Raw genomic sequence first — 21,492 nt, forward strand, 5'->3', positions numbered from 1 at the left:
CGCTGCGCCTGATTTTCGGTGACCGCCGCGCCGTCCAGTGAAGTGCACCGCGTCGGTGGAGCGGCTTCTATGCGGGGGACCGGGGTCCGTCAACGGCTTTTTGCATTTTTGTGTCGCAGGCCCCGAAAACTCCTCTCAATATATTGATATTACGATATATTTTCTGCGGCAATTTCACCCCTCGCGTGACGATTCGATGACGAATCGCCGCTCATCCCTCCGAGTCCAGAAACTTACCCGCGATTCTGAGCCAGCAAATCGGCGAACGCCCGGACGGCAGCCGCTTCGTCGCCGCCCCAGACCGCGCCGCTGACCGCCAGGAAATCCGCGCCGGCCTGGACGAGCGGTGCAGCATTGGCAGGCGTGATTCCGCCGATCGCTACACACGGCAGTTCGAACAATGCCGACCACCAGGACAGAATCGCCGGCTCCGGGCGGTGCTTCGTTTCCTTGGTGCTGGTGGGATAGAAGGCGCCGAACGCGACATAGTCGGCGCCCGCCTCCCCCGCTTCCATCGCAAGATGCCGGCTGTCGTGGCAGGTCACGCCGATCTGGACATTCGGCCCGAGGATCGAACGCGCCTCACGGGCATCGCCATCGCCCTGGCCGAGATGCACGCCGTCGGCACCAAGGCGCTTCGCCAGGCTGACACTGTCATTGACGATGAAAGCGACATCCGCATCCGCGCAGATTTTCTGGAGCGGTTCGGCCAGTCGTGCGGCTTCATGCTGGTCCACATCCTTTACCCGGAACTGGAACGCGGCAACCGAACCCGCATCCAGCGCACGGCGCAGGCGATCGGGAAAGCTGCCGCCCACATCCAGCGGCGAGATCAGATAGAGCTGGCACGGCGGCCGACGATCGTCGCGCACGAACTGGTCCGCAAAGCCTTCCAGCGCGTTGTCGAGGTCGAGGTCGTCGATCGGGTCGTGCATGGGTAACTCCGCTGGTCAAATCTATGTCGGTTGTTCGGGCTGGATGTACCGCCACTGGCGCGGCGCATTCTACCCCGAGCGGCTGCCGGTCAAGCAATGGTATGGCTATTATGCCGCACAGTTCGATGCGGTGGAGATCAACAACAGCTTCTATCGCCTGCCCACTGCCGAAACTTTCGCCAATTGGCGCGAACAGGCGCCGCCCGGTTTCCGCTATGCGGTAAAAGCACAGCGATACCTGACACAGGCACGCAAGCTGAAGGATCCGGAGGAACCGCTGGCGCGCATCCTGCCGCCGATCCGGCATCTGCAGGACCGGCTGGGACCGGTGCTCTATCAATTGCCGCCGCACTTCTCGGTCAATGTCGATCGACTGGCTGCGTTCGTCGCCGCGCTCCCCCGCGACATGGCGCATGTGATCGAGTTCCGCCATCCGAGCTGGTATTGCGATGCGGTGTTCGCGTTGCTCGAACAGGGCGGTGTGGGCTTTTGCGTGCACGACATGCCAGGATCGGTGAGCCCGATCCGCGCCACAGGCCCCCTCGCCTATCGGCGTTTCCACGGCGGCGTTGGGAAATATTGGGGCCGCTACCCGCAGGCGGTGCTGCGCGCCGCCGCCGACTGGCTTATGGCAGAGGCTGCGCAGGGGCGGACCGGCTGGGCCTTCTTCAACAATGATGCCGAGGCGCATGCCGTTGCCGATGCCCAGGCACTCAAGGTGCTGCTCGGTTGAAGTTATGCGGCGGCGCCGTGCGGGACGGACCCCGCCGGCGCCGCCGGGGCAGGTTTCAGGCCTCCTCGCCCTTATAAATCGAAACCAGCTTGTCGAGCATCGCCAGCGCTTCTGCGCGCGGGCGCTGGAAGGTGTTGCGACCGATGATCGAGCCGTTGCCGCCACCGTCGCGAATGTCCCGCGCGTCCTGATAGACGGCATCGGCACCCTTGGCTGCGCCGCCCGAGAAGACGACGATACGACGGCCGGCAAAACAGCTCTTCACGACATGGCGCACCCGGTCCGACTGCGCCGACCAGTCCGTGCCTTCATAGACCTTCTGCGCATCCTTCTGCTCGATATGCGCGGTCGGCAGCTTCACCTTGATGATGTGCGCGCCGAGTAGCGCCGCCATGTGCGCGGCATAGGCGCCGACGTCGAGCGCGAGTTCGCCGTCCTTGGTCAGCTTGCCGCCGCGCGGATAGGACCAGATCACCGTCGCAATGCCGACAGAGGCAGCCTCGGCGCGCATTTCCTTGATCTCTTCCATCATGTCGAACACGTCGTCGGCGCCCGGATAGATGGTGAAGCCGATCGCCGAGCAACCGAGCCGCAGCGCATCGTCGACGCCGCCGGTGACGGCCTGATTGATACCGGTCGCCCAGCTGTTCGAGCTGTTGACCTTGAGAATCGTGGGGATCTGGCCGGCAAAGGCGTCGGCGCCTGCCTCGATCATTCCGAGTGGCGCGGCGTAGGCCGACAAGCCGGCGTCGATGGCGAGCTGGAAGTGGTAATGGGGGTCATAGGCGTCGGGGTTTACCGCGAAGCTGCGTGCGGGGCCATGCTCGAAACCCTGGTCGACCGGCAGGATGATGAGCTTGCCGGTACCGCCAAGACGGCCCTGCATCAGAATACGCGCCAGATTGGCCTTCACACCGGGATTGTCGGATTCATAATTTGCGAGGATCGCTTTAACGGCCGGCGTGATGCCCATGATGTTCCCTCAACTGATGCTGTTGGCGCGCTCCCTATCGCGCCGCAACATGCCCGAAAAGGCTGACAACGCTCCCCAAAACGGCTGGCAATGAAACTTGTGCCGCAGCGGCGAGACACGTCGAATACCTGTGCAGCAGTTGGTCTCTATTTGGCGCCATCCACGTCCCCGATTGACCCGTTCGTTACGGCAGCTAGCGTTCGCCACGACAGAATCGGGGAGAAGGGCGATGACGTGGGACCGGCGGCAATTGTTAAACGCGGGCATGGGTCTCGCGCTCGCCCCATGGCCCGCCATCGCCGCGCCGTCACGCCAGCCCAAGGTTGGGGAAGCGGCCCCGGACGCCGAACTGGTGCTGCTCGACGGCAGCAGGATCAAATTGTCCGAGACGCGCGGCGACGTGGTGGTGCTCAACATCTGGGCGACCTGGTGCGGGCCGTGCCGCAAGGAGCTGCCGCTGCTGGATCGCTACTTCCAGCTACAGCGCAGCCATGGTCTGCGCGTCTATGCGCTCACTACCGAGGATTCGGTGCCGATTTACAAGCTGAAGCCGGTATTCGAGACGCTTAGCATTCAACCGACCAAGCGGATCAAGGGCCCCTATGGCCCGATCGATGGCGCCGTACCGTCCAACTACATTGTCGATCGCGCCGGACGGCTGCGCTACGCCAAGGCAGGGGCGTTCACGCTCGACCTGCTGAACCAGGAACTGGTGCCGCTGCTCAACGAACCCCGACCGGCTTGAGCCGCAGCGATCCCCCCCCCCCTGGCGGGGGAGGATCGCAACGCTTCAGCGCGCCAGTGCGGCGACGCCCGGCAGCTCCTTGCCTTCCATCCATTCGAGGAAGGCGCCGCCCGCGGTCGAGACGAAGCTGAAATCGCCGCCCACGCCGGCCTGGTTGAGCGCGGCCACCGTGTCGCCGCCACCGGCGACCGAGACGAGCTGGCCTTCCTTGGTGAGCGCGGCCGCGGTGCGGGCGAGCGACACCGTCGCGGTGTCGAACGGCGGGATCTCGAACGCGCCGAGCGGGCCGTTCCACACCAAAGTCTTGCAGGTCTTGAGTACGTCGGCGAGCGCTTCGGTCGCCGCCGGGCCGATATCGAGGATCATCTCGTCGGCAGCGACTTCATGGACGTTGACGGTGCGCACCGGCGGATTGGCGCGAAATTCCTTCGCCACCACTACATCATAGGGCAGGTGGACGGTGCAGCCGGCAGCATCGGCGGCGTCGAGGATTTCCTCCGCGGTGCCGGTCAGGTCGTGCTCGCACAGGCTCTTGCCCACATCCACGCCGCGCGCGGCGAGGAAGGTGTTGGCCATGCCGCCACCGATGATGAGGTGATCGACTTTCGCCACAAGGTGCTTGAGCACGTCGAGCTTGGTCGAAACCTTGGCACCGCCGACCACCGCCGCAACCGGATGCTCGGGATTGCCGAGCGCCTTGTCGAGCGCGTCGAGCTCGGCTTCCATCTGGCGGCCGGCAAAGGCGGGCAGCTTGTGGGCGAGCCCCTCGGTCGAGGCGTGCGCGCGGTGCGCAGCTGAGAAGGCGTCGTTGACATAGAGATCGCCAAGCGCGGCGAAGCGATCGACCACGGCCGGATCGTTCTTTTCCTCGCCGCCGAAGAAACGGGTGTTTTCGAGCAGCGCGATGTCGCCGTCGTTCAGCGTCGCGACCGAGGCGGCGTCGCCTTCCCAGTCGATATAGCGGACCGGACGACCGAGCACCTGCTCGAACGGCTTGACCACCTGGGCGAGCGAAAATTCGGCGCTCGGGTTACCCTTGGGGCGACCAAAATGCGCGAGAACCAGCACTTTCGCGCCGCGGTCGGAAAGTTCGGCGACGGTCTGCATGGCGGCTCGCAGCCGGGTGTCGTCCGTGACGGCGCCGTCCGCCATCGGCACGTTCAGGTCTTCGCGGACCAGCACCCGCTTGCCGGTGATATCGCCCATATCGTCGAGCGTCTTGAAAGTGCGCGCCATGCCCTGTCCCTCGCGTGCGTTGTATTTGTCGCTATCGACTTGCGCTCCCCTCCCGCTTGCGGGAGGGGTCGGGGGAGGGGCTGATCCTCGGGCGGATCGCCCGTGCAGCCGTCCTCCCCTCCCCTAGCCCCTCCCGCAAGCGGGAGGGGGACTTAGACGTGCCCCACCACACGCGAGCAGCGCGCGGAGGGAGACCCCGGCTTTCGCCGGGGTGACGCTATTGCGTCAGAGCCCCGCCATCACGGTCGCGGTGTCGACCATGCGGTTCGAGAAGCCCCACTCGTTATCATACCAGCTGACCACGCGGACCAGCTTGCCGTCGATCACCGCGGTTTCGAGGCTGTCGACGGTCGACGACGCCGGCGTGTGAACGATGTCGGCCGACACGATCGGATCGGCGGTGTAGTAGAGCACGCCCTTCAGCGGGCCGCTTTCCGAAGCCGCCTTCAGCACTGCGTTGACTTCTTCGACCGAGGTGTCGCGCTTCGGCTGGAAGGTCAGGTCGACAAGGCTGCCGTCCGGCACCGGCACGCGGACGGCCGAACCGTCGAGCTTGCCCTTCAGCTCCGGCAGCACCTCGCCCACCGCGCGGGCAGCGCCCGTCGTCGTCGGGATGATCGACACGGCAGCGGCGCGCGCGCGACGCAGGTCGCCATGGATCTGGTCGAGGATCTTCTGGTCGTTGGTATAGGCATGCACCGTCGTCATCAGGCCACGCTCGATGCCGATCGTGTCGTTCAGCACCTTGGCGACGGGCGCCAGGCAGTTGGTGGTGCACGATGCGTTCGAGACGATCTTGTGCTCCGCGGTCAGCTTGTCGTGGTTGACGCCATAGACGACGGTGAGGTCGACATTCTTGCCCGGTGCCGAGATCAGCACCTTCTTGGCGCCGGCGTCGATATGCTTCTGGGCCGATGCGCGATCAGTGAAGAAGCCGGTGCATTCCAGCACGATGTCGACGCCGTTGGCGGCGTGCGGCAGGTTGGCCGGATCGCGCTCGGCAGTCACCTTGATGCGCTTGCCGTCGACGACGATGTCGTTGCCATCGGCTTCGACCGTGCCCGGATATTTGCCATGGACGCTGTCACGCGAGAACAGCCAGGCGTTCGACTTGGCATCGGCCAGGTCGTTGATCGTCACGAGTTCGAGGCCGCTTTCCGGGCGCTCGAGGATCGCGCGTGCCACCAGCCGGCCGATACGTCCGAAACCGTTGATCGCAACCTTCGTCATGCCTGTTCTCCGTTCAGCTTAGCGAGGATCTGGGGCACGATGGCGCCCACAGTGAGACCGAAATGTTCGTAGAGGCGTAGATAGGGGCCTGAAGCGCCAAAGCTATCCACGCCGAAGCGCAGCCCGTCGGTGCCGGTGTAACGCTCCCACCCGAAGGTGGTGCCGGCCTCGATCGAGACCTTGAGCGCGTCGGCCGGCAGGATGTCGTGCTTATAGGCCGCGTCCTGCGCCTCGAAACGTTCGAAACAGGGGACGGAGACGACATCAGCGCCGATGCCCCGCGCCTCCAGCGCTTCGCGCACCGCGACCGCGACTTCCACTTCCGAGCCCGTGGCAAGCAGCACTACCTTGCGCGGTGCCTCGGCTTCCAGCAGCGCATAGGCGCCGCGGGCGGAGCGGTTCTCGGCCGCTTCGGTGCGGAGCTGCGGCAGGTTCTGGCGGCTGAGCGCGATCAGCGAAGGGCCGTCGGTCTTGGCAAGTGCGGCTTCCCAAGCCTCCGCCGTCTCGACCACGTCGCACGGGCGCCAAACATCCAGATTGGGGATGACGCGCAGGCTCATCAGATGCTCGATCGGCTGATGGGTCGGGCCGTCCTCACCCAGGCCGATCGAATCATGCGTCATGACATAGACGACGCGGGCATGCTGGAGGGCCGAGAGGCGGATGGCGGCGCGGGCATAGTCCGCGAACACCAGGAAGGTGCCGCCATAGGGGATCACGCCGCCGTGCAGCGCCATGCCGTTCATCGCGGCGGCCATGCCGAATTCGCGGATGCCGTAGTTGATATAGCGGCCGCCGTAATTGTCGGCGTCGAGCCGCTGCAGCCCCTTGGTCAGCGTGTTGTTCGAGCCGGTAAGATCGGCCGAGCCGCCGATCGTCTCGTCGAGGATCGCGTTGACCGCTTCCAGCGCCAGCTCGGATGCCTTGCGAGTCGCGACCTTTTGCGGGTTGGCGATCAGCTGCTGGATGTGCGGCTGGAGCAGGTTCGGCTGCACGTCGCCGCGGCGTTCCCAGCCCTGGCGGTTCGGATGCGCGGCAAGGCGCTGCTTCCAGGCGGCGTGCGGTGCAGCACCGCGGGCACCTGCGGCCCGCCACGCATCGCGGATGTCGGCCGGAATCTCGAACGGCGCGTGGTTCCACCCGAGCGCGGCGCGGGCGGCAGCGACTTCGTCCTTGCCGAGCGGCGAACCATGAACCTTCGACGTGCCTTCCTTGTTCGGCGCGCCCTTGCCGATCACGGTGCGGCACTTGACGAGCACCGGCTTGTCGCTGGCGACCGCAGCGTCGAGCGCGCGGACAATGTCCGCCTCGTCATGGCCGTCGCATTCGAGCACTTCCCAGCCGGTCGCACGGTAGCGGGCGGGAATGTCCTCGACCGAGGAAAGCGATACCGGGCCGTCGATAGTGATGTTGTTATCGTCCCACAGTACGACCAGCCGGTTGAGCTTCAGGTGCCCGGCAATGCCGATCGCTTCGTGGTTGATGCCTTCCATCAGGCAGCCGTCGCCGGCGATAACCCAAGTGCGGTGATCGACGAGATCGTCGCCAAAGGTGGCGTTCAGGTGCCGCTCGGCAATCGCCATGCCGACCGCCATCGCCAGCCCCTGCCCCAGCGGGCCGGTGGTGCATTCGACGCCGGGCAGCTCGAAGTTTTCGGGGTGGCCGGCGCACGGGCTGCCGATCTGGCGGAAATTCTTGATGTCGTCGAGCGTCGGGCGGGCATAGCCGGTCAGGTGCAGCAGCGAATAGAGCAGCATCGAGCCATGGCCGGCGGAGAGCACAAAGCGATCGCGATCGGCCCAGCTGGGATCGGCCGGATCGAATTTCAGGTGGCGCTGGAACAGCACCGTGGCGACATCCGCCATGCCCATCGGCATGCCGGGGTGCCCCGAATTGGCGGCCTCGACCGCGTCCATGGAAAGCGCGCGGATCGCGTTTGCACAATCGGCGAAGGATGCTGTCACGTCGTGTTCCCTGTTTATGTGCGGACGCCTTTGGAAGCGAGTTGCGGATACGTCAACCGCTCGTCGCCCCAGCCGCGACGATCGCCCTGTCGCACAGGGGTTGCCGATGCGCGCAAGGGTGGTATCCGCATGCCATGTCGAAGGATGCAGCAGAGCGGATCGAAGCCGCGCTCGCGCGGATCGAAGCCGCAGCAAGTGCCCGTGCCTATTCGACCGCGCGACTGGCCCGCCGCCACCAGTTGCTGCGCGAGCGCGTCCAGCAGGCGATCGCCGCGCTCGACGATGTCATTTCGCACACGGATTCCGGCGAGGAACAGGACTGATGGCGGAAATCACGCTCAGCATCGCCGGCCGCAGCTACAGCGTGTCCGCGCGCGAGGGCGAGGAGCCGCATCTGCGCAAGCTGGAAACGCTGATCGCCCGGCATGCCGAAACGGCGCAGCGCGCGTCGGGCGGCATCAATGCGGAGCGGACTCTGGTCTATCTCGCGCTGATTTTGGCGGACCTGCTCGACGAAGCCGAGACCAATCCGAAGCACGGTATTTCGCCCATGCTGCTGGAGCGGATCGCGGACCGGCTGGAAGCAGTTGCCACGGGACTTGAGGAACCGGTGCCAAGCGCCTAGATAGGGGTTGGCGGGTACTGCCCGGTGCGAGCCTTAGCAATTATCCCTGAGGCTATAATCATCATCCATGGGAGCTGTCCCTGTGCAGATCCTGGTCTGTCACACATGGTTCCCACCTGACGTTCTGTGCGTCGGTGGATATTCAGGCCAACGGCCCATGGTGGTCCCGCCACTACCATGATTCAGGACAAACCCGCCCTGCGCGCCCGGCTGCGGGCCGATCGTGATCGGTTCGCAGCCGAGTCCATCACGGCAATCGTGGCACCCGATCCCTTCGTCGAACGGCTGGTGCCCGGCCAGATCGTCGCAACCTATTGCGCGGTAGGCAGCGAGGCGGACCCAACCCAGCTCGCCGCCGCTGCTGCCGAGCGGGGTTGCAGGCTGGCCCTGCCCCATGTTGTCGATCGCGCCAGCCCCATCCGCTTCCTTGCCTGGGAAATGGGCGTATCGCTGGTGCAAGGGCCGTTCGGTCTGCGGCAGCCCGACGAATCGAGCCCGGAACTGGCGCCCGACGTGATCCTGACGCCGCTGGTCGGCTTCGACCTGCGACTCAACCGGCTGGGCCAGGGCGCCGGCCATTATGACCGCGCCTTCGCCCGGTTCGACCAGGCATGGCGAGTCGGCGTCGCATGGTCGGTCCAGGAAGTCCCGGCGATCCCCGCTGACATCTGGGATCTGCCGCTGCACGCGGTGGTGACCGAAGAAGGAATGCGATGGCACGCGGAACCGTGAATCCCTCGTGGCGCAAGCCGGCCGGCGTGCTGGCAATCGTCGGACTGATCCTGGTGTGGGTGGTACTGGTTACCAGCTTCTCGGGCAGGATCGGCGCGCTGCCGATTCTCGTGCAGACCCTGATCTATGTGCTGACCGGCGTGGTGTGGATTCTGCCGCTGGGGCCGCTGCTGCGCTGGATGGAGACGGGGCGTTGGCGCTGACGGCGAATATGCGCCGTGGCGCGAGTGACGGGGCTCGAACCCGCGACCTCCGGCGTGACAGGCCGGCGCTCTAACCAACTGAGCTACACCCGCGTGATACGGCCTACACCCTGGGGTGCGCCCGCGTTCATCGCGTCATGTCGATGATCCCGATGGAGCGAAACCCTGCACCGCTTGCGGCGCATGGCGCGAGTGACGGGGCTCGAACCCGCGACCTCCGGCGTGACAGGCCGGCGCTCTAACCAACTGAGCTACACCCGCTCGTTCCAAGCGAGGAGGCGGCCACTAGCGAGAGGTTCTGGGGGTGTCAACCGGATTGATCGAGTCCGGCACGACGATGGCCCCGCGTCGCCGCCGGATCGCGCACCAGCGTGCCGTGTTCGAACAGGAATCCGGCAATATCGGGCTTGCCGGCCGCGTTGAGCACGGTCTGGATGATGATCAGCAGCGGCACCGCCAGCAGCGCGCCGGTGGTGCCCCACACCCAGCCCCAGAAGCTCAGCGAAATCAGGATCATGATCGGGTTGATCGTCAGCCGGTGGCCGACGATCAGCGGCGTCACCACATTCGCCTCGATCAGATGCGCGGCGATCATCACCACCGGCGGGGCCATCGCCCAGCCGATCTCGCCGAAGCTCATCAGCCCGCCCACGGCTAGCAGCAGCGCCGCGATCACCGGGCCGATATAGGGGATGTAGTTGAGCAGCGCGACGATGCCGCCCCACATCAGCGGCGTCGGCATCTTCATCATCCACAGCGCACCCGCAACGATCAGGCCCAGCAGGATGTTGATCAGCGTGATCGTGCCCAGATAGGCCGAGGTATCGTCGACCACGTCCTGAATCACCCGCGCCGTCGCCATCGCGCCGCCGAAACTCGACCGGCTGGTGATCGCCCGGCGCCGCAGCCGCGTCCAGCCGGCGAGAAAGAAGTAGATGACGAGAATGGCAAAGAACATCTCGATCAGCGCAGAGGGCGCCGAGGTAGTGAACAGGTCGAGCAGCGAGGTCGGCGGCGAGGTTGGCGCCGCGATCGGCTGGCGCACGGGCGACGCGGCGAAATTGTTGAGCGTCTTGTTCACGAACCGCTCGAGGTTCGAATAGAAGCGAATCACCGGCTCCAGATTATGCTGGATCTGCGGAATGCTCTCGGGCAGCCGCCGGACCCATTGCCAGGCAGGCACGACGATCGAGGCAAGCGCGATATTCGCCGCGCTGAGGAACAGCAGCACGCACAGGAACGAGGCAAGCGGCGCCGGCATGCGGTGGCGCTCCAGCCATTCGAGCAACGGCACCAGCGCGATGGCGATGACCAGCGCGGCGGTGAGCGGCAGAAAGAAGCGCGCGCCCGCCTGCAGGGCAAAGGGCAGCGCGAGCACAAGGCCCATGCCGGCGATGAGCACCATCGCCGCCATCAGCCGGTCCCGCTTCAGGCCCGGATCCCGCGACTCGTCACCCTCCTCCGCCTCAAGCGGATTGGGCAGTGCCCCGAAGTCGGGCACATCGTCTGCCAGGCCGTCCACCGATTCCGTCCGCTGATTCACGCAACATTCCTTCCGGCGCCACTCTAGGAGGCCCGGCGAATCGGGGCAATCGCTGGTGCGGGCTGCCCGCCCTTTCGTTCACGCCACGGCTTCTCCCGTGAACAGCGCCTTCAGATCCTTTTTCAGAATCTTGCCATTAGCATTGCGCGGTAGAGTCTCTGCGGAAAAGCGAACCGCGACCGGCACCTTGAATGCGGCGATTCGCGCGCGGACCCAGTCCTGCAACTCGGCTTCGGTGGCGGTCATGCCGGGGGCGAGATGGACGACGGCCACCGGCTCTTCCCCCAGCGTCTTGTGCGGGATGCCGACCAGCGCGGCATCGGTGACGGCGGGGTGCGCGTAGAGCACGTCCTCGACCTCCGACGAATAGATATTCTCGCCGCCGCGGATGATGATGTCCTTCGCGCGATCGACAATGTAGAGGAAGCCCTCCTCGTCCAGCCGCGCCAGATCGCCGGTGCGCACCCAACCATCGCGAAAGGTTTCGGCGGTCGCCTCGGGCTTGTTCCAATAGCCCTTCACCACCATCGGCCCCTTGGCCCAGAGCTCACCGACTTCGCCGATGGGGAGCTCGCGCTGCCCCTCCACGTCCATGATTTTGAGTTCGGCGACCGGCACGGCCGGTCCGGCGCTGGTCGGGCGGGCCAGGTAATCCTCGGCCGCATGCACGGTCACGGTCGCCATCGTCTCGGTCATGCCCCAGCCATTGCCGGGCAGCGCGCCGAATTCGGCATGGATGCGCTTCACCAGTTCGGGCGCCGAAGGCGCGCCGCCATAGGAAATGCTCTCCAGGCTCGACAGGTCATAATTGCCGCGCTCGGGATGTTCGAGCAGCTGCCAGGCAATGGTCGGCACGCCCCCGGTCATGTTCACGCGCTCGCGCTGGATGATTTCCATCGCCTCAACCGGTTCCCAGCGGCGCATGAACACGGTGGTGCCGCCGGCGGCGATCATCGGCATCAGTGCGGCGCTGCACGCGGTAACGTGGAACAGCGGTATCACCAGCAGGCCGACCTTGTGCGGCGGCATCGCGGGAGGAATCTCGCCCCGCCGCAGCATCATGCGCGCGCTGGCATAGCCGCTGCTCAGGATGTTGGTCATGATGTTGCGGTGCGTGCCCACCGCGCCCTTGGGATTGCCGGCCGTCCCGCTGGTGTAGAACAAGGTCGCATCGTCCTCGGGCGCGATCGCGACATCGGGGAAGGGAATGTCGGCAAGCCCCGCCCAGTCGTTGCAGGGGCCAAGGATCGAATCGAGCGTGACCGCCCCGCCGTCCACCGGCCCGCGCTGGCGGCTGACCACCACCTGTTCCAGCGCCGGCAGCAGATCATAGCATTGTTTCAGCCGCTCGTGCCGCTCGCCATCGACGAACAGCAATTTGGCGCCAGAATCCTTCAGGCCATATTCGAGCTCGCCGCCCGTCCACCAGGCGTTGAGCGGCACGAGGATCGCACCGATGCTGGTCGCGGCGAAGAAGATCGTCGGCCATTCGGGCAGGTTGCGCATGGCAAGCGCAACCCGGTCGCCCTTCTGCACCCCCTGCCCCTGCATCCACGCGGCCAGATGGCAGACGGCGCGGTAATTCGCCTCGTAGCTGACCCGCTCGTCCTGATAGATGGTGAAGATGCGCTCGCCATAGGCACGCACCAGCCGCTGGAGGATCGCGGTGGAGGGTGGCGCGTTCTTCCACACGCGGGTCGGGACGCCGCGGATCTCTACCGTATCGATCTCGAATCGCGCACCGGGTGCCGTCAGCATCGCCTCCGCCTGCGCCATCGAACATTTCGGCCAGTCAGCGGGCAGCGGCACGATCGGGTCGAGGGTCACGGCAGCACTCTCCATCCAGTTCCGAACATTGGGTTTGGCGCAAAGCACCAACCGGTTGCGACGTTAGTGTTGATTCCCGAAGCGCTCAAGGCAATAGGATAATGGCGCCCACCAGAAGGTGCATTGAACAGGATTCGAACGAGAGGTATGCCCGCAGCGATGCAGATCGAAGACCCCCGGACGCACGGCTTCGACCCCGCCCGACTCGCGCGGATCGATGCCTTTGTGAAGGCACGGTACCTCGACTCGTGCAAGCTGCCGCACGCACAGCTGTTGCTCGCCCGCGACGGCCATATCGTCCAGTTCTCGCACCAGGGCGCCGCGCGCGAAGGCGGCGCTCCCGTGGACGAAGGCACGCTGTTCCGCATCGCGTCGATGACCAAGCCGATCACCAGCCTGGCGTTCATGATGCTGGTGGAGGAAGGGCTGGTCGCGCTCGACACGCCGGTCCACCATGTTCTGCCCGAGCTCAGGCACGTCGGCGTCTATGCTGGCGGCGGTGGCGGGGTGCCTTTCGTCACCAGGCCCACCGCGCAGCCTATGCGAATGATCGACCTGCTGCGTCATACCTCCGGCCTGACCTACAGCTTTCAGAACCGCACCAATGTCGACGCCGCCTATCGCGAGGGGCGGATCGAAAGCTGGCACGCGAACCTGACGCTCGACGACTTTGTCGAGGCGCTGGGCAAGCTGCCGCTGGAATTTTCGCCGGGCGAGGAATGGAACTACTCGGTCTCCACCGACGTGCTGGGCGCGGTGGTGGAGCGACTGAGCGGACTGACGCTCGACCGTTTCTTTGCCGAGCGCATTTTCGCGCCGCTCGGCATGCACGACAGCTTCTTTCAGGTACCGGCTGAGAAGATCGATCGTCTGTCCGACTGCTGGACGATGAAGCAGGGCGAAGGTCGCGTGCTGTACGATCGCGGCGCAGACTCGGCCTGGGCACGCTTTCCGCGGCTGCTGTCGGGCGGCGGCGGGCTGGTTTCGACTGCGCTCGATTATCACCGGTTCAACACCATGCTGCTCAACCGGGGTGAACTGGACGGCACGCGGATCGTATCGCCCAAGACGATCGCACTGATGACGATGAACCACCTGCCCGGCGGCCGCGACCTGACCGCCATGTCGCGCGCGCTGTTCAGCGAGGCGACCAACGCCGGCACCGGCTTTGGCCTGGGCTTTGCCGTCAACCTGGATGTCGCGAAGACGATGATCCCCGGGTCGGTCGGCGAGTTCTACTGGGGCGGGATGTTCTCGACCGCCTTTTTCGTCGATCCGGTCGAGCGGATCAGCATGGTGTTCATGACCCAGTTTTCCCCGTCGATGCTCTACCCGATCCGGCGCGAGCTGAAGACGCTGATCTATTCGGCGCTGACGCGGTGATGGGGGGTATTCTCGGGTCGTCTGCTGAAGGGGCGAGGCTGACGCAGATCACCCTCACCCTTCCCACCGCCTGCGGCGGCGGGCCCCTTCCCTCTCCCAGAGGGAGAGGGACCTTAACCCCTCTCCCGCTGGGAGAGGGAGGGGCCCATCGCGTTAGCGATGGGAGGGTGAGGGTGATCGCCCGTCGAAGGGCCGCCCTCGCCCCGCCCACGTCCAGACGCCAGCAGCGTCGAGCCACCCGCGTCCGGCCTTTCGCCATCTTGCCCAGCAGGATCTTCCATTTCTCTACCATCCCGGCCGTCGGCCGACTTTCCGAACCGAGGAGTTCGTTACCATGTCCGTGATTACCACCAGCCGTCAGGGCGATGTCCTGATCCTCACCTCTGACAATCCGCCGGTGAACGCGCTCGGCGCGGCGGTGCGGCAGGGGCTGCAGGCCGGCATCGAGGAAGCCAAGGGCGACGACAGCATCAAGGCGGTCGTCATCATCTGCGCCGGCAAGACCTTCTTTGCGGGTGCCGACATCACCGAGTTCGGCAAGGCGATGGCCGAGCCGTCGCTGCCGGTGCTGGTCGACCAGATCGAGGCGCTCGACAAGCCGGTGATTTCGGCGGTCCATGGCACCGCGCTCGGCGGCGGCTGCGAAGTGGCGCTCGCCTCGCACTATCGCATCGCCGTGCCCTCCGCGAAGTTCGGCCTGCCCGAAGTCAAGCTCGGCATCCTCCCCGGCGCGGGCGGCACTCAGCGCATGCCGCGGGTCGCAGGCGTCGAAGTGGCGCTGGAGATGGCGACCAAGGGCGATCCGATCTCGGCGGCCCAGGCCAAGGACGCCGGGCTGGTTGATCGCCTTGCGGGCGAAGACAGCCTGCTGGCCGATGCCGTTGCCTTTGCGAACGACGTGATCGGCAAGCCGGTGTCGCGCTCCAGCGAGCGTCCGGTGACGGTCGATCCCGCGGTTTTCCAGGCATTTCGTGCTGCTAATGCTAAGCGTTTTCGTGGCCTCGACGCGCCGAACACCATCATTGACCTGATCGAGCAGACCGCCGGCAAGCCCTATGCCGAGGGTGTTCAGGCCGAACGCATGGGCTTCATGAAGCTGATCATGGGCACCCAGTCGGCAGCGCTGCGCCACATCTTCTTCGCCGAGCGCAAGGCGGCGAAGATCGACGGCATCGCCGAGGACATCCAGCTGCGCGATATCAAGCGCGTCGGCGTGATCGGCGCCGGCACGATGGGCGGCGGTATCAGCATGAACTTCCTCTCGGCGGGCGTGCCGGTGACTATCGTCGAAATGGCACAGGAAGCGCTCGATCGCGGCACCGGCGTGATGCGCAAGAATTACGAGGCGACCGCCGCCAAGGGCCGCATGACCGCCGAACAGGTCGAAAAGGCGATGGGGCTCCTCAAGCCCACGCTCAACTTCGACGATCTGGCCGAGTGCGACCTGATCATCGAGGCCGTCTATGAGAGCATGGACGTGAAAAAGGACGTGTTCGGCCGGCTCGACAAGATTGCCAAGCCGGGCGCGATCCTTGCCTCGAACACCAGCTATCTCAACATCGACGAGATCGCCGCCGCCACCAGCCGCCCGCAGGACGTGGTGGGCCTGCACTTCTTCTCGCCGGCCAATGTGATGAAGCTGCTCGAGATCGTCCGCGGCGCCAAGACCGCCGACGATGTGCTGGCGACCGCCATGGCGCTCAGCAAGAAGATCAAGAAAGTCGCCGTCATCGCGGGCGTCTGCTACGGCTTCATCGGCAACCGCATGCTGATGCCGCGCCAGGTGGAAGCCACCAAGATGCTGCTCGAAGGCGCCACGCCCGAGCAGATCGACAAGGTCCATGTCGCCTTCGGTATGCCGATGGGGCCGTTCCAGATGGCCGACCTCGCCGGCGTCGACATCGGCTGGCACCGCGATCCCAACCGGATCGAGAATATCCGCGACGCGCTCGCCGCCGAGGGCCGCTGGGGCCAGAAGAAGGGTGCCGGCTTCTACGATTATGACGAGAAGCGCCAGCCTTCGAACAGCCCGCGCGTCGCCGAGCTGATCGAGGAATGGCGCGGCAAGCTGGGTGTGCCGAGCCACGAGATCACCGAGGAGGAGATCGTCGTCCGCACGCTCTACACCATGGTCAACGAAGGCGCGCTGATCCTCGCCGAGGGCATGGCCCAGCGGGCGAGCGACATCGATGTGGTGTGGGTCTATGGCTATGGCTGGCCCCCGTACCGGGGCGGGCCGATGTTCTGGGCCGACACCGAGGGCCTGAAGAAGATCGTCGAAGGCCTGGAGAAGTACGGCTTCGAGGTCGCCCCGCTGCTTCGCGAGAAGGCGGAGAAGGGCGAGAAGTTCAACCGGTAATGCCCTGTTCTCCCTCTCCCCCTGGGAGAGGGAGGGAGGCGCGCAGCGCCGGAAGGGTGAGGGTGAGCGGGATAATCGGCTGAAAAAGCCATCCTCACCCTCCCACCGCCTGACGGCGGCGGGCCCCTCCCTCTCCCAAAGGGAGAAGGGTTTGGATGGAGAGGATGATGACTGACGCGCTAGACACGTTCCGCGCCGAAACCCGCGCGTGGCTGGAGGCGAACTGCCCGCCTGCGATGCGCGAACCGGTGCGGTCCGAAAAGGACATGGCCTGGGGTGGTCGCAATCCCGAATGGAGCCATCCCGACCAGAAGCTGTGGATGGACCGCATGGCCGCGCGCGGCTGGACCGTGCCTGACTGGCCCCAGGCCTATGGCGGCGGCGGCCTCTCCCCCGCCGAAACCAAGGTGCTGCGCGAGGAAATGGCGCGGATCAAGGCGCGCAACCCGCTCAGCAGCTTCGGCATCTCGATGCTCGGGCCGGCGCTGCTCAAATATGGCACCGAGGAACAGAAGCTCGAGCATCTGCCCAGGATCGCGCGCGGCGAGATCCGCTGGTGCCAGGGCTATTCGGAGCCCAATGCGGGGTCAGACCTCGCCGGCCTCCAGACCTGGGCGGAGGATGCCGGCGATCATTATATCGTCAACGGGCAGAAGGTTTGGACCAGCTATGCCGACAAGGCCGACTGGATTTTCTGCCTTGTCCGTACCAGCAAGGAGGCGAAGCAGGGCGGCATCAGCTTCCTGTTGTTCGACATGGCGTCGCCGGGCGTCTCGACCAGGCCGATCCTGCTGATCTCGGGCTATTCGCCGTTCTGCGAAACCTTCTTCGACAATGTGAAAGTGCCCAAGTCACAGCGCATTCACGACGAGAACAAGGGCTGGGACGTCGCCAAATACCTGCTCGGCCATGAGCGCGAGATGATCTCCGGCATGGGGCTGGGCGGCACGGGCGGCAATCCGCTGATCGAAGGTGCGATCGCGACAATCGGGCTCGATGCGCAGGGCCGGCTGGCCGACCCGCTGCTGCGTGCGCAGATCGCGCTGTTCGAGGTGCGGGCGCGGGCCTTTTCGGCGATGTCCGAGCGGTTCATCGACGAGCTGAAGGCCGGCCGCGCCCATCCCGCCCAGCCGAGCATGATGAAATATTACGGCACCGAGCTGAACAAGGCGCGCCACGAATTGGTGATGGCCGCCGGTGGATCGGACGCGCTGGAGTGGGAAAGCGAAGCCTCGGCCAAGGGCGCCAAGCCCCGTGCCTGGCTGCGCACCAAAGCCAATTCGATCGAGGGCGGGACCAGCGAAATCCAGCTCAACATCATTGCCAAGCGGATTTTGGAATTGCCGGGCTGAACCCTAAACTCCCTCTCCCCTTGGGAGAGGGAGGGAGCCGCCGCAGGCGGCGGAAGGGTGAGGGTGATCGACAGCCCCTCCCCCAGTCACCCTCACCCCACCCCTCTCCCAAAGGGAGAGGGAGCTTTGAAGGGACAAGCGATGCCCCTCTATCTGACCGACGAACAGGCGATGCTCCGCGATACCGCGCGCGAATTCGTCGCCGAACATGCCCCCGTCCGCCACCTGCGCGCGCTACGCGACGCGAACGACGCAACCGGCTTCAGCCGTGACCTGTGGAAGCAGTTCGCCGAAATGGGCCTGACCGGCATTTTGGTACCCGAGGCGCAGGGCGGGCTGGGTCTGGGCCATGTCGAGGCCGGGGTGGCGCTGGAGGAGATCGGCCGCAATCTCACCCCCTCCCCCTTCCTCTCCACGGCCGTCGCGGCGGTCGAGGCACTGAAGGGCAGTGCCCATGGCGATCGCTGGTTTCCCGGCATCGTCGCGGGCGAGGCGGTGATCGCGATCGCGCATGACGAGAAGGCGAAGTTCGGCCGCAGCGTCGCGCTCAAGGCCGAGCGGGCCGGCAACGGCTTCCGGCTGACCGGCACCAAGCGCTTCGCCCATCACGCCCATGCCGCCGACCTGATCCTGGTATCCGCGCGCACCGCCGGCAGCGATGCGGACGCAGCGGGGATCACCCTGTTCGCCATCGACCCCAAGGCAGCCGGGCTGAACCTGCGCCCCGAACGGTTAGCCGACTCCAGCCTCGCCGCGCACGCCACCTTTGACGGCGTCGAAGTCACCGCCGATGCCGTGGTGGGCGAAATCGACGCGGGCGCCGATCCGCTCGGCCGGCTGTTGCGGGCCGCCGGGGCTGGTGCCTCGGCCGAATTGCTCGGCGTGGGCAGCGGCGCGACTGACATGACGCTCGGCTATCTGAAGGAACGCAAGCAGTTCGGGGTCGCGATCGGCAGCTTCCAGGCGCTCCAGCACCGGGCTGCGCACCTCTATAGCGAGCTGGAAGTCGCCCGCGCAGCGACGCTCAAGGCGCAGCAGTTGCTCGACGCCGGCGAACCCGCTGACGAAGCTGTCGCGGTCGCCAAGGCGATGACCGGACTTGCCACCACGCTTGCCGTGCAGGAAGGTATCCAGATGCATGGCGGCATCGGCATGACCGACGAATATGACATCGGCTTCTACATGAAGCGCGCCCGCGTGCTGGCCGAGATGTTCGGCGATTCGAACTACCACGCCAACGCGCTGGCGGAAGCAGCAGGATATTGATGGACGAACCGAAATCCCCCGAGGCGCTGGTCGCCGGGCTGACGGCTCTGCTCGATGTCGAAACGCTCGACACCGACCTGTATCGCGGGCCGCGCCAGCCGGGCGGCGTCGGCCGGGTGTTCGGCGGGCAGGTGATCGCGCAGGCGCTTCAGGCGGCGCAGCGCTCGATCGAAGACGACAAGATCGCCCATTCGCTCCACGCCTATTTCATGCGGCCGGGCGATGAGGATTATCCCATCCTCTACCGCGTGGTGCGCGATTTCGAGGGGCGCAGCTTTGCCAATCGCCGCGTCATCGCGATGCAGAAGGGCAAGCCGATCCTCAACATGGCGGCATCGTTCCAGCTGCCTGCCGAAGGGCTGCACCATCAGGACGCGATGCCCGACGTACCGCCGCCGGAGGAGCTTCGGTCCGAAGCCGAGCTGCGCGACGAAATCCGCGATCAGGTGCCGGAAAAGCTGCGCCGCTTCTTCCTGCGCGCGCGGCCGATCGAGATCCGGCCGGTCAATCCGCGCAACTGGTTCCGCCCGGAACCGCGCGAGCCGCGCCAATATAGCTGGTTCCGCGTCGTCGCGCCTTTACCCGACGAACCGGCGCTGCACCGCGCGATGCTCGCCTATGCCAGCGACATGACGCTGCTCGGCACCTGCATGCTGCCGCACGGCGTCAGCTGGATGACCGGTCAGGTGCAGACCGCCAGCCTTGATCATGCGCTGTGGCTGCACGAGCCGTTCCGCTTCGACGAATGGCTGCTCTACGCGACCGACAGCCCCTGGGCCGGGCATAGCCGTGGCTTCAACCGCGGTAGCATCTACGCTCGCGACGGCCGACTGGTTGCGAGCGTGGCGCAGGAAGGGCTGATCCGACCAAAATAGGTTCGCCCTTGCACCGCGGAAGAGAAAGGCAAGTCCAGAAAGCCGCCTCAGACCCTCACCAAGGCAACCCTTCGCCCCTACGGCAACTGCAAGCATTAACCAGCAACTACCCGGCAATATTGTTTTATTTCCGCTGCAACGGCAGCTGCCTGCGCATTCGCTGTCTATAATGTCGGTGCGGTAGGAATTCCCTGCCGTCGCCGCGTGAGACCGTGAACGGATGCGTCCGTAATCAACGCCTCTGTCGGCGTCACTCGGGCATTGGCGCATCTCGCCGACAACAGGAACGCTATGATTGCTAGGAACGAACGTCTCGACGCGACTGCGGGCGGGATCGACCGCCGCTTGCCAGAAATCCGGCGGATGCGCCGTTACCTGTCGCTATCCTCGGCGCTTTCCTTGCCCACGACGCTGGCCGGCCTCGCGCTTGCAGGCGCGCTTATAGCGCCGGGCGATGCGCAGGCGCAGTCGGTCATCCTGACAGGCGATTTCATCAAGATCGGCGTGAACGGCAATGTCGGCACCCTGGGCTATGGCGGCAACACCGAGCCGGGCATTCTGTACGACGGCACCGGGTCGCACACATTCAACACCGCCTATGACTATCTGACCCCCGGCTCGCCCTTCGAAGGCTTTGTCGTAACCGCTACCGGCATGTCTACCGTAGTGAACAACAATGCCGGGCGGGTGGGTTTCACCGGTACGTTGACCGATTATAGCGGCGTCGCATTTGACGGCTCCACTTATGATCATCGCGCGGTGTGGACGGGCACCTATGGTAGCCAGTTTACGCTGACCAACGATTACTATTTCAACACCACCAGCCAGCAGATCGGCATCCGCACGAAAATCACGGCCTTGAGCGACATGACCAATGTCGCCTTTTCGCGCGCCCTCGATCCTGACGCGCGCGCCGCCCCCGGGGACAGCAGCGCGACCAACAATTTCCTTGGCAACGGCAGCGTACCAGCGACCGATCTGGTATATGCCGAGGCGCTGGCATCCAAATATGTGATCGGCCTCTACACCACATCGAGCACCACACATAACGCAGCCGTGACCGGCTGGACGACCGACACAGTCTCCTATCTGGCAGGCACCAATGTCGGCAATGGCGACAACACGATCGGCCTGGGATTCAACATCGGCGGTCTCCTCACCGGCCGGAGCATCGTGCTCGACTATTCGTACATCTTCGGCACCGACATCAGCCGGGCGATTTCCGGCGCTGCTGGCGGACGCACCAATATCTCGACCACCGTGGCCCCGACCGACGTGGCATCCGGCTCGTTCAACCCCGTGCTCGCCGGCGGCACCATCTCCTTCGCTTCGAGTCAGGTGCTGGCTACCGACCTCAGCCTCGATACCGGCGGCGGCACGATCGACACCGGTTCGAACCAGACGGCGCTGACGGGCGTTCTCAGCGGCACCGGCGGCCTGACCAAGACCGGCACCGGCACGCTGACCTTGTCCGGCGCCAACAGCTATACCGGCGGCACCACGGTGGTCGC

Annotated in this window: 19 protein-coding genes and 2 tRNA genes; 12 read left to right on the plus strand and 9 right to left on the minus strand. The window is 65.4% G+C overall.

Annotation, left to right across the window (positions count from 1 at the left end):
- Positions 1-233: 233 nt before the first annotated feature.
- Positions 234-935, minus strand: a complete 702-nt coding sequence (thiE, locus tag ACT53K_RS15930; protein WP_476229701.1) for a thiamine phosphate synthase — start codon at positions 933-935, stop codon at positions 234-236.
- On the opposite strand from thiE, the gene ACT53K_RS15935 reads away from it, so the two are divergent.
- Positions 934-1,668 (plus strand): DUF72 domain-containing protein, encoded by a 735-nt coding sequence (locus ACT53K_RS15935; protein WP_476229702.1) that lies wholly within the window; start codon positions 934-936, stop codon positions 1,666-1,668. The two genes, thiE and ACT53K_RS15935, sit on opposite strands and share 2 nt — an antisense overlap.
- Positions 1,669-1,723: 55 nt before the next feature.
- Here the strand turns inward: ACT53K_RS15935 and ACT53K_RS15940 are convergent, their stop codons facing one another.
- Positions 1,724-2,641 carry a class I fructose-bisphosphate aldolase gene (locus ACT53K_RS15940; protein ID WP_476229703.1) on the minus strand — a complete coding sequence of 306 codons (918 nt, stop codon included), beginning with the start codon at positions 2,639-2,641 and terminating at the stop codon, positions 1,724-1,726.
- A 229-nt stretch (positions 2,642-2,870) separates the two neighbouring features.
- Between ACT53K_RS15940 and ACT53K_RS15945 the strand changes: the two genes are divergently transcribed.
- Positions 2,871-3,386 (plus strand): TlpA family protein disulfide reductase, encoded by a 516-nt coding sequence (locus tag ACT53K_RS15945; RefSeq protein WP_476229704.1) that lies wholly within the window; start codon positions 2,871-2,873, stop codon positions 3,384-3,386.
- A gap of 45 nt (positions 3,387-3,431) precedes the next feature.
- Here the strand turns inward: ACT53K_RS15945 and ACT53K_RS15950 are convergent, their stop codons facing one another.
- The 3 genes from ACT53K_RS15950 to tkt form a co-directional block, all read right to left on the minus strand.
- Entirely contained in the window at positions 3,432-4,622 is a 1,191-nt protein-coding gene (locus tag ACT53K_RS15950) for a phosphoglycerate kinase (RefSeq protein WP_476229705.1), read from the minus strand.
- Between the two features lie 225 nt (positions 4,623-4,847).
- The gene (gene gap / locus ACT53K_RS15955; RefSeq protein WP_476229706.1) at positions 4,848-5,852 is read right to left on the minus strand and encodes a type I glyceraldehyde-3-phosphate dehydrogenase; all 1,005 of its coding nucleotides are present in this window, start codon (positions 5,850-5,852) and stop codon (positions 4,848-4,850) included.
- Positions 5,849-7,816, minus strand: a complete 1,968-nt coding sequence (gene tkt, locus ACT53K_RS15960; protein WP_476229707.1) for a transketolase — start codon at positions 7,814-7,816, stop codon at positions 5,849-5,851. Before tkt ends, gap begins: the two co-directional genes overlap by 4 nt.
- Before the next feature lie 134 nt (positions 7,817-7,950).
- On the opposite strand from tkt, the gene ACT53K_RS15965 reads away from it, so the two are divergent.
- From ACT53K_RS15965 to ACT53K_RS15980, 4 genes are all read left to right on the plus strand, one after another.
- The gene (locus ACT53K_RS15965) at positions 7,951-8,139 is read left to right on the plus strand and encodes a hypothetical protein (RefSeq protein WP_476229708.1); all 189 of its coding nucleotides are present in this window, start codon (positions 7,951-7,953) and stop codon (positions 8,137-8,139) included.
- Positions 8,139-8,441, plus strand: coding sequence for a cell division protein ZapA (locus ACT53K_RS15970; protein WP_476229709.1), 303 nt, complete (start codon positions 8,139-8,141; stop codon positions 8,439-8,441). The genes ACT53K_RS15965 and ACT53K_RS15970 overlap by 1 nt, the downstream gene beginning before the upstream one ends.
- Positions 8,442-8,618: 177 nt before the next feature.
- The gene (locus ACT53K_RS15975; protein WP_476229710.1) at positions 8,619-9,173 is read left to right on the plus strand and encodes a 5-formyltetrahydrofolate cyclo-ligase; all 555 of its coding nucleotides are present in this window, start codon (positions 8,619-8,621) and stop codon (positions 9,171-9,173) included.
- A complete protein-coding gene (locus ACT53K_RS15980) occupies positions 9,155-9,376 on the plus strand; it encodes a DUF2842 domain-containing protein (protein ID WP_476229711.1) in 222 nt (73 codons plus the stop codon). Before ACT53K_RS15975 ends, ACT53K_RS15980 begins: the two co-directional genes overlap by 19 nt.
- A 16-nt stretch (positions 9,377-9,392) precedes the next feature.
- Here the strand turns inward: ACT53K_RS15980 and ACT53K_RS15985 are convergent.
- From ACT53K_RS15985 to ACT53K_RS16000, 4 genes are all read right to left on the minus strand, one after another.
- Positions 9,393-9,469: transfer RNA gene (locus ACT53K_RS15985), tRNA-Asp, on the minus strand.
- 91 nt (positions 9,470-9,560) lie between these two features.
- Positions 9,561-9,637 (minus strand) — tRNA-Asp (locus ACT53K_RS15990).
- A 46-nt stretch (positions 9,638-9,683) separates the two neighbouring features.
- Positions 9,684-10,790: an AI-2E family transporter gene (locus tag ACT53K_RS15995; protein ID WP_476229865.1), complete on the minus strand. Its 1,107-nt coding sequence runs from the start codon at positions 10,788-10,790 to the stop codon at positions 9,684-9,686.
- A gap of 207 nt (positions 10,791-10,997) precedes the next feature.
- Positions 10,998-12,761: a class I adenylate-forming enzyme family protein gene (locus ACT53K_RS16000; RefSeq protein WP_476229712.1), complete on the minus strand. Its 1,764-nt coding sequence runs from the start codon at positions 12,759-12,761 to the stop codon at positions 10,998-11,000.
- A 144-nt stretch (positions 12,762-12,905) separates the two neighbouring features.
- On the opposite strand from ACT53K_RS16000, the gene ACT53K_RS16005 reads away from it, so the two are divergent.
- The 6 genes from ACT53K_RS16005 to ACT53K_RS16030 all read left to right on the plus strand — a co-directional run.
- Positions 12,906-14,129 carry a serine hydrolase domain-containing protein gene (locus ACT53K_RS16005; protein WP_476229713.1) on the plus strand — a complete coding sequence of 408 codons (1,224 nt, stop codon included), beginning with the start codon at positions 12,906-12,908 and terminating at the stop codon, positions 14,127-14,129.
- A 334-nt stretch (positions 14,130-14,463) separates the two neighbouring features.
- Positions 14,464-16,488 (plus strand): 3-hydroxyacyl-CoA dehydrogenase NAD-binding domain-containing protein, encoded by a 2,025-nt coding sequence (locus ACT53K_RS16010; protein WP_476229714.1) that lies wholly within the window; start codon positions 14,464-14,466, stop codon positions 16,486-16,488.
- 167 nt (positions 16,489-16,655) lie between these two features.
- Positions 16,656-17,840, plus strand: coding sequence for an acyl-CoA dehydrogenase family protein (locus ACT53K_RS16015; RefSeq protein WP_476229715.1), 1,185 nt, complete (start codon positions 16,656-16,658; stop codon positions 17,838-17,840).
- Positions 17,841-17,981: 141 nt separating this feature from the next.
- A complete protein-coding gene (locus ACT53K_RS16020; RefSeq protein WP_476229716.1) occupies positions 17,982-19,106 on the plus strand; it encodes an acyl-CoA dehydrogenase family protein in 1,125 nt (374 codons plus the stop codon).
- Positions 19,106-19,981: an acyl-CoA thioesterase gene (locus ACT53K_RS16025; protein WP_476229717.1), complete on the plus strand. Its 876-nt coding sequence runs from the start codon at positions 19,106-19,108 to the stop codon at positions 19,979-19,981. The genes ACT53K_RS16020 and ACT53K_RS16025 overlap by 1 nt, the downstream gene beginning before the upstream one ends.
- 291 nt (positions 19,982-20,272) lie before the next feature.
- Positions 20,273-21,492: autotransporter-associated beta strand repeat-containing protein (locus ACT53K_RS16030; RefSeq protein ID WP_476229718.1), on the plus strand; the 1,220-nt coding region annotated here is incomplete at its 3' end.

The sequence above is a fragment of the Sphingomonas sp. DMC8 genome, assembly GCF_056314185.1.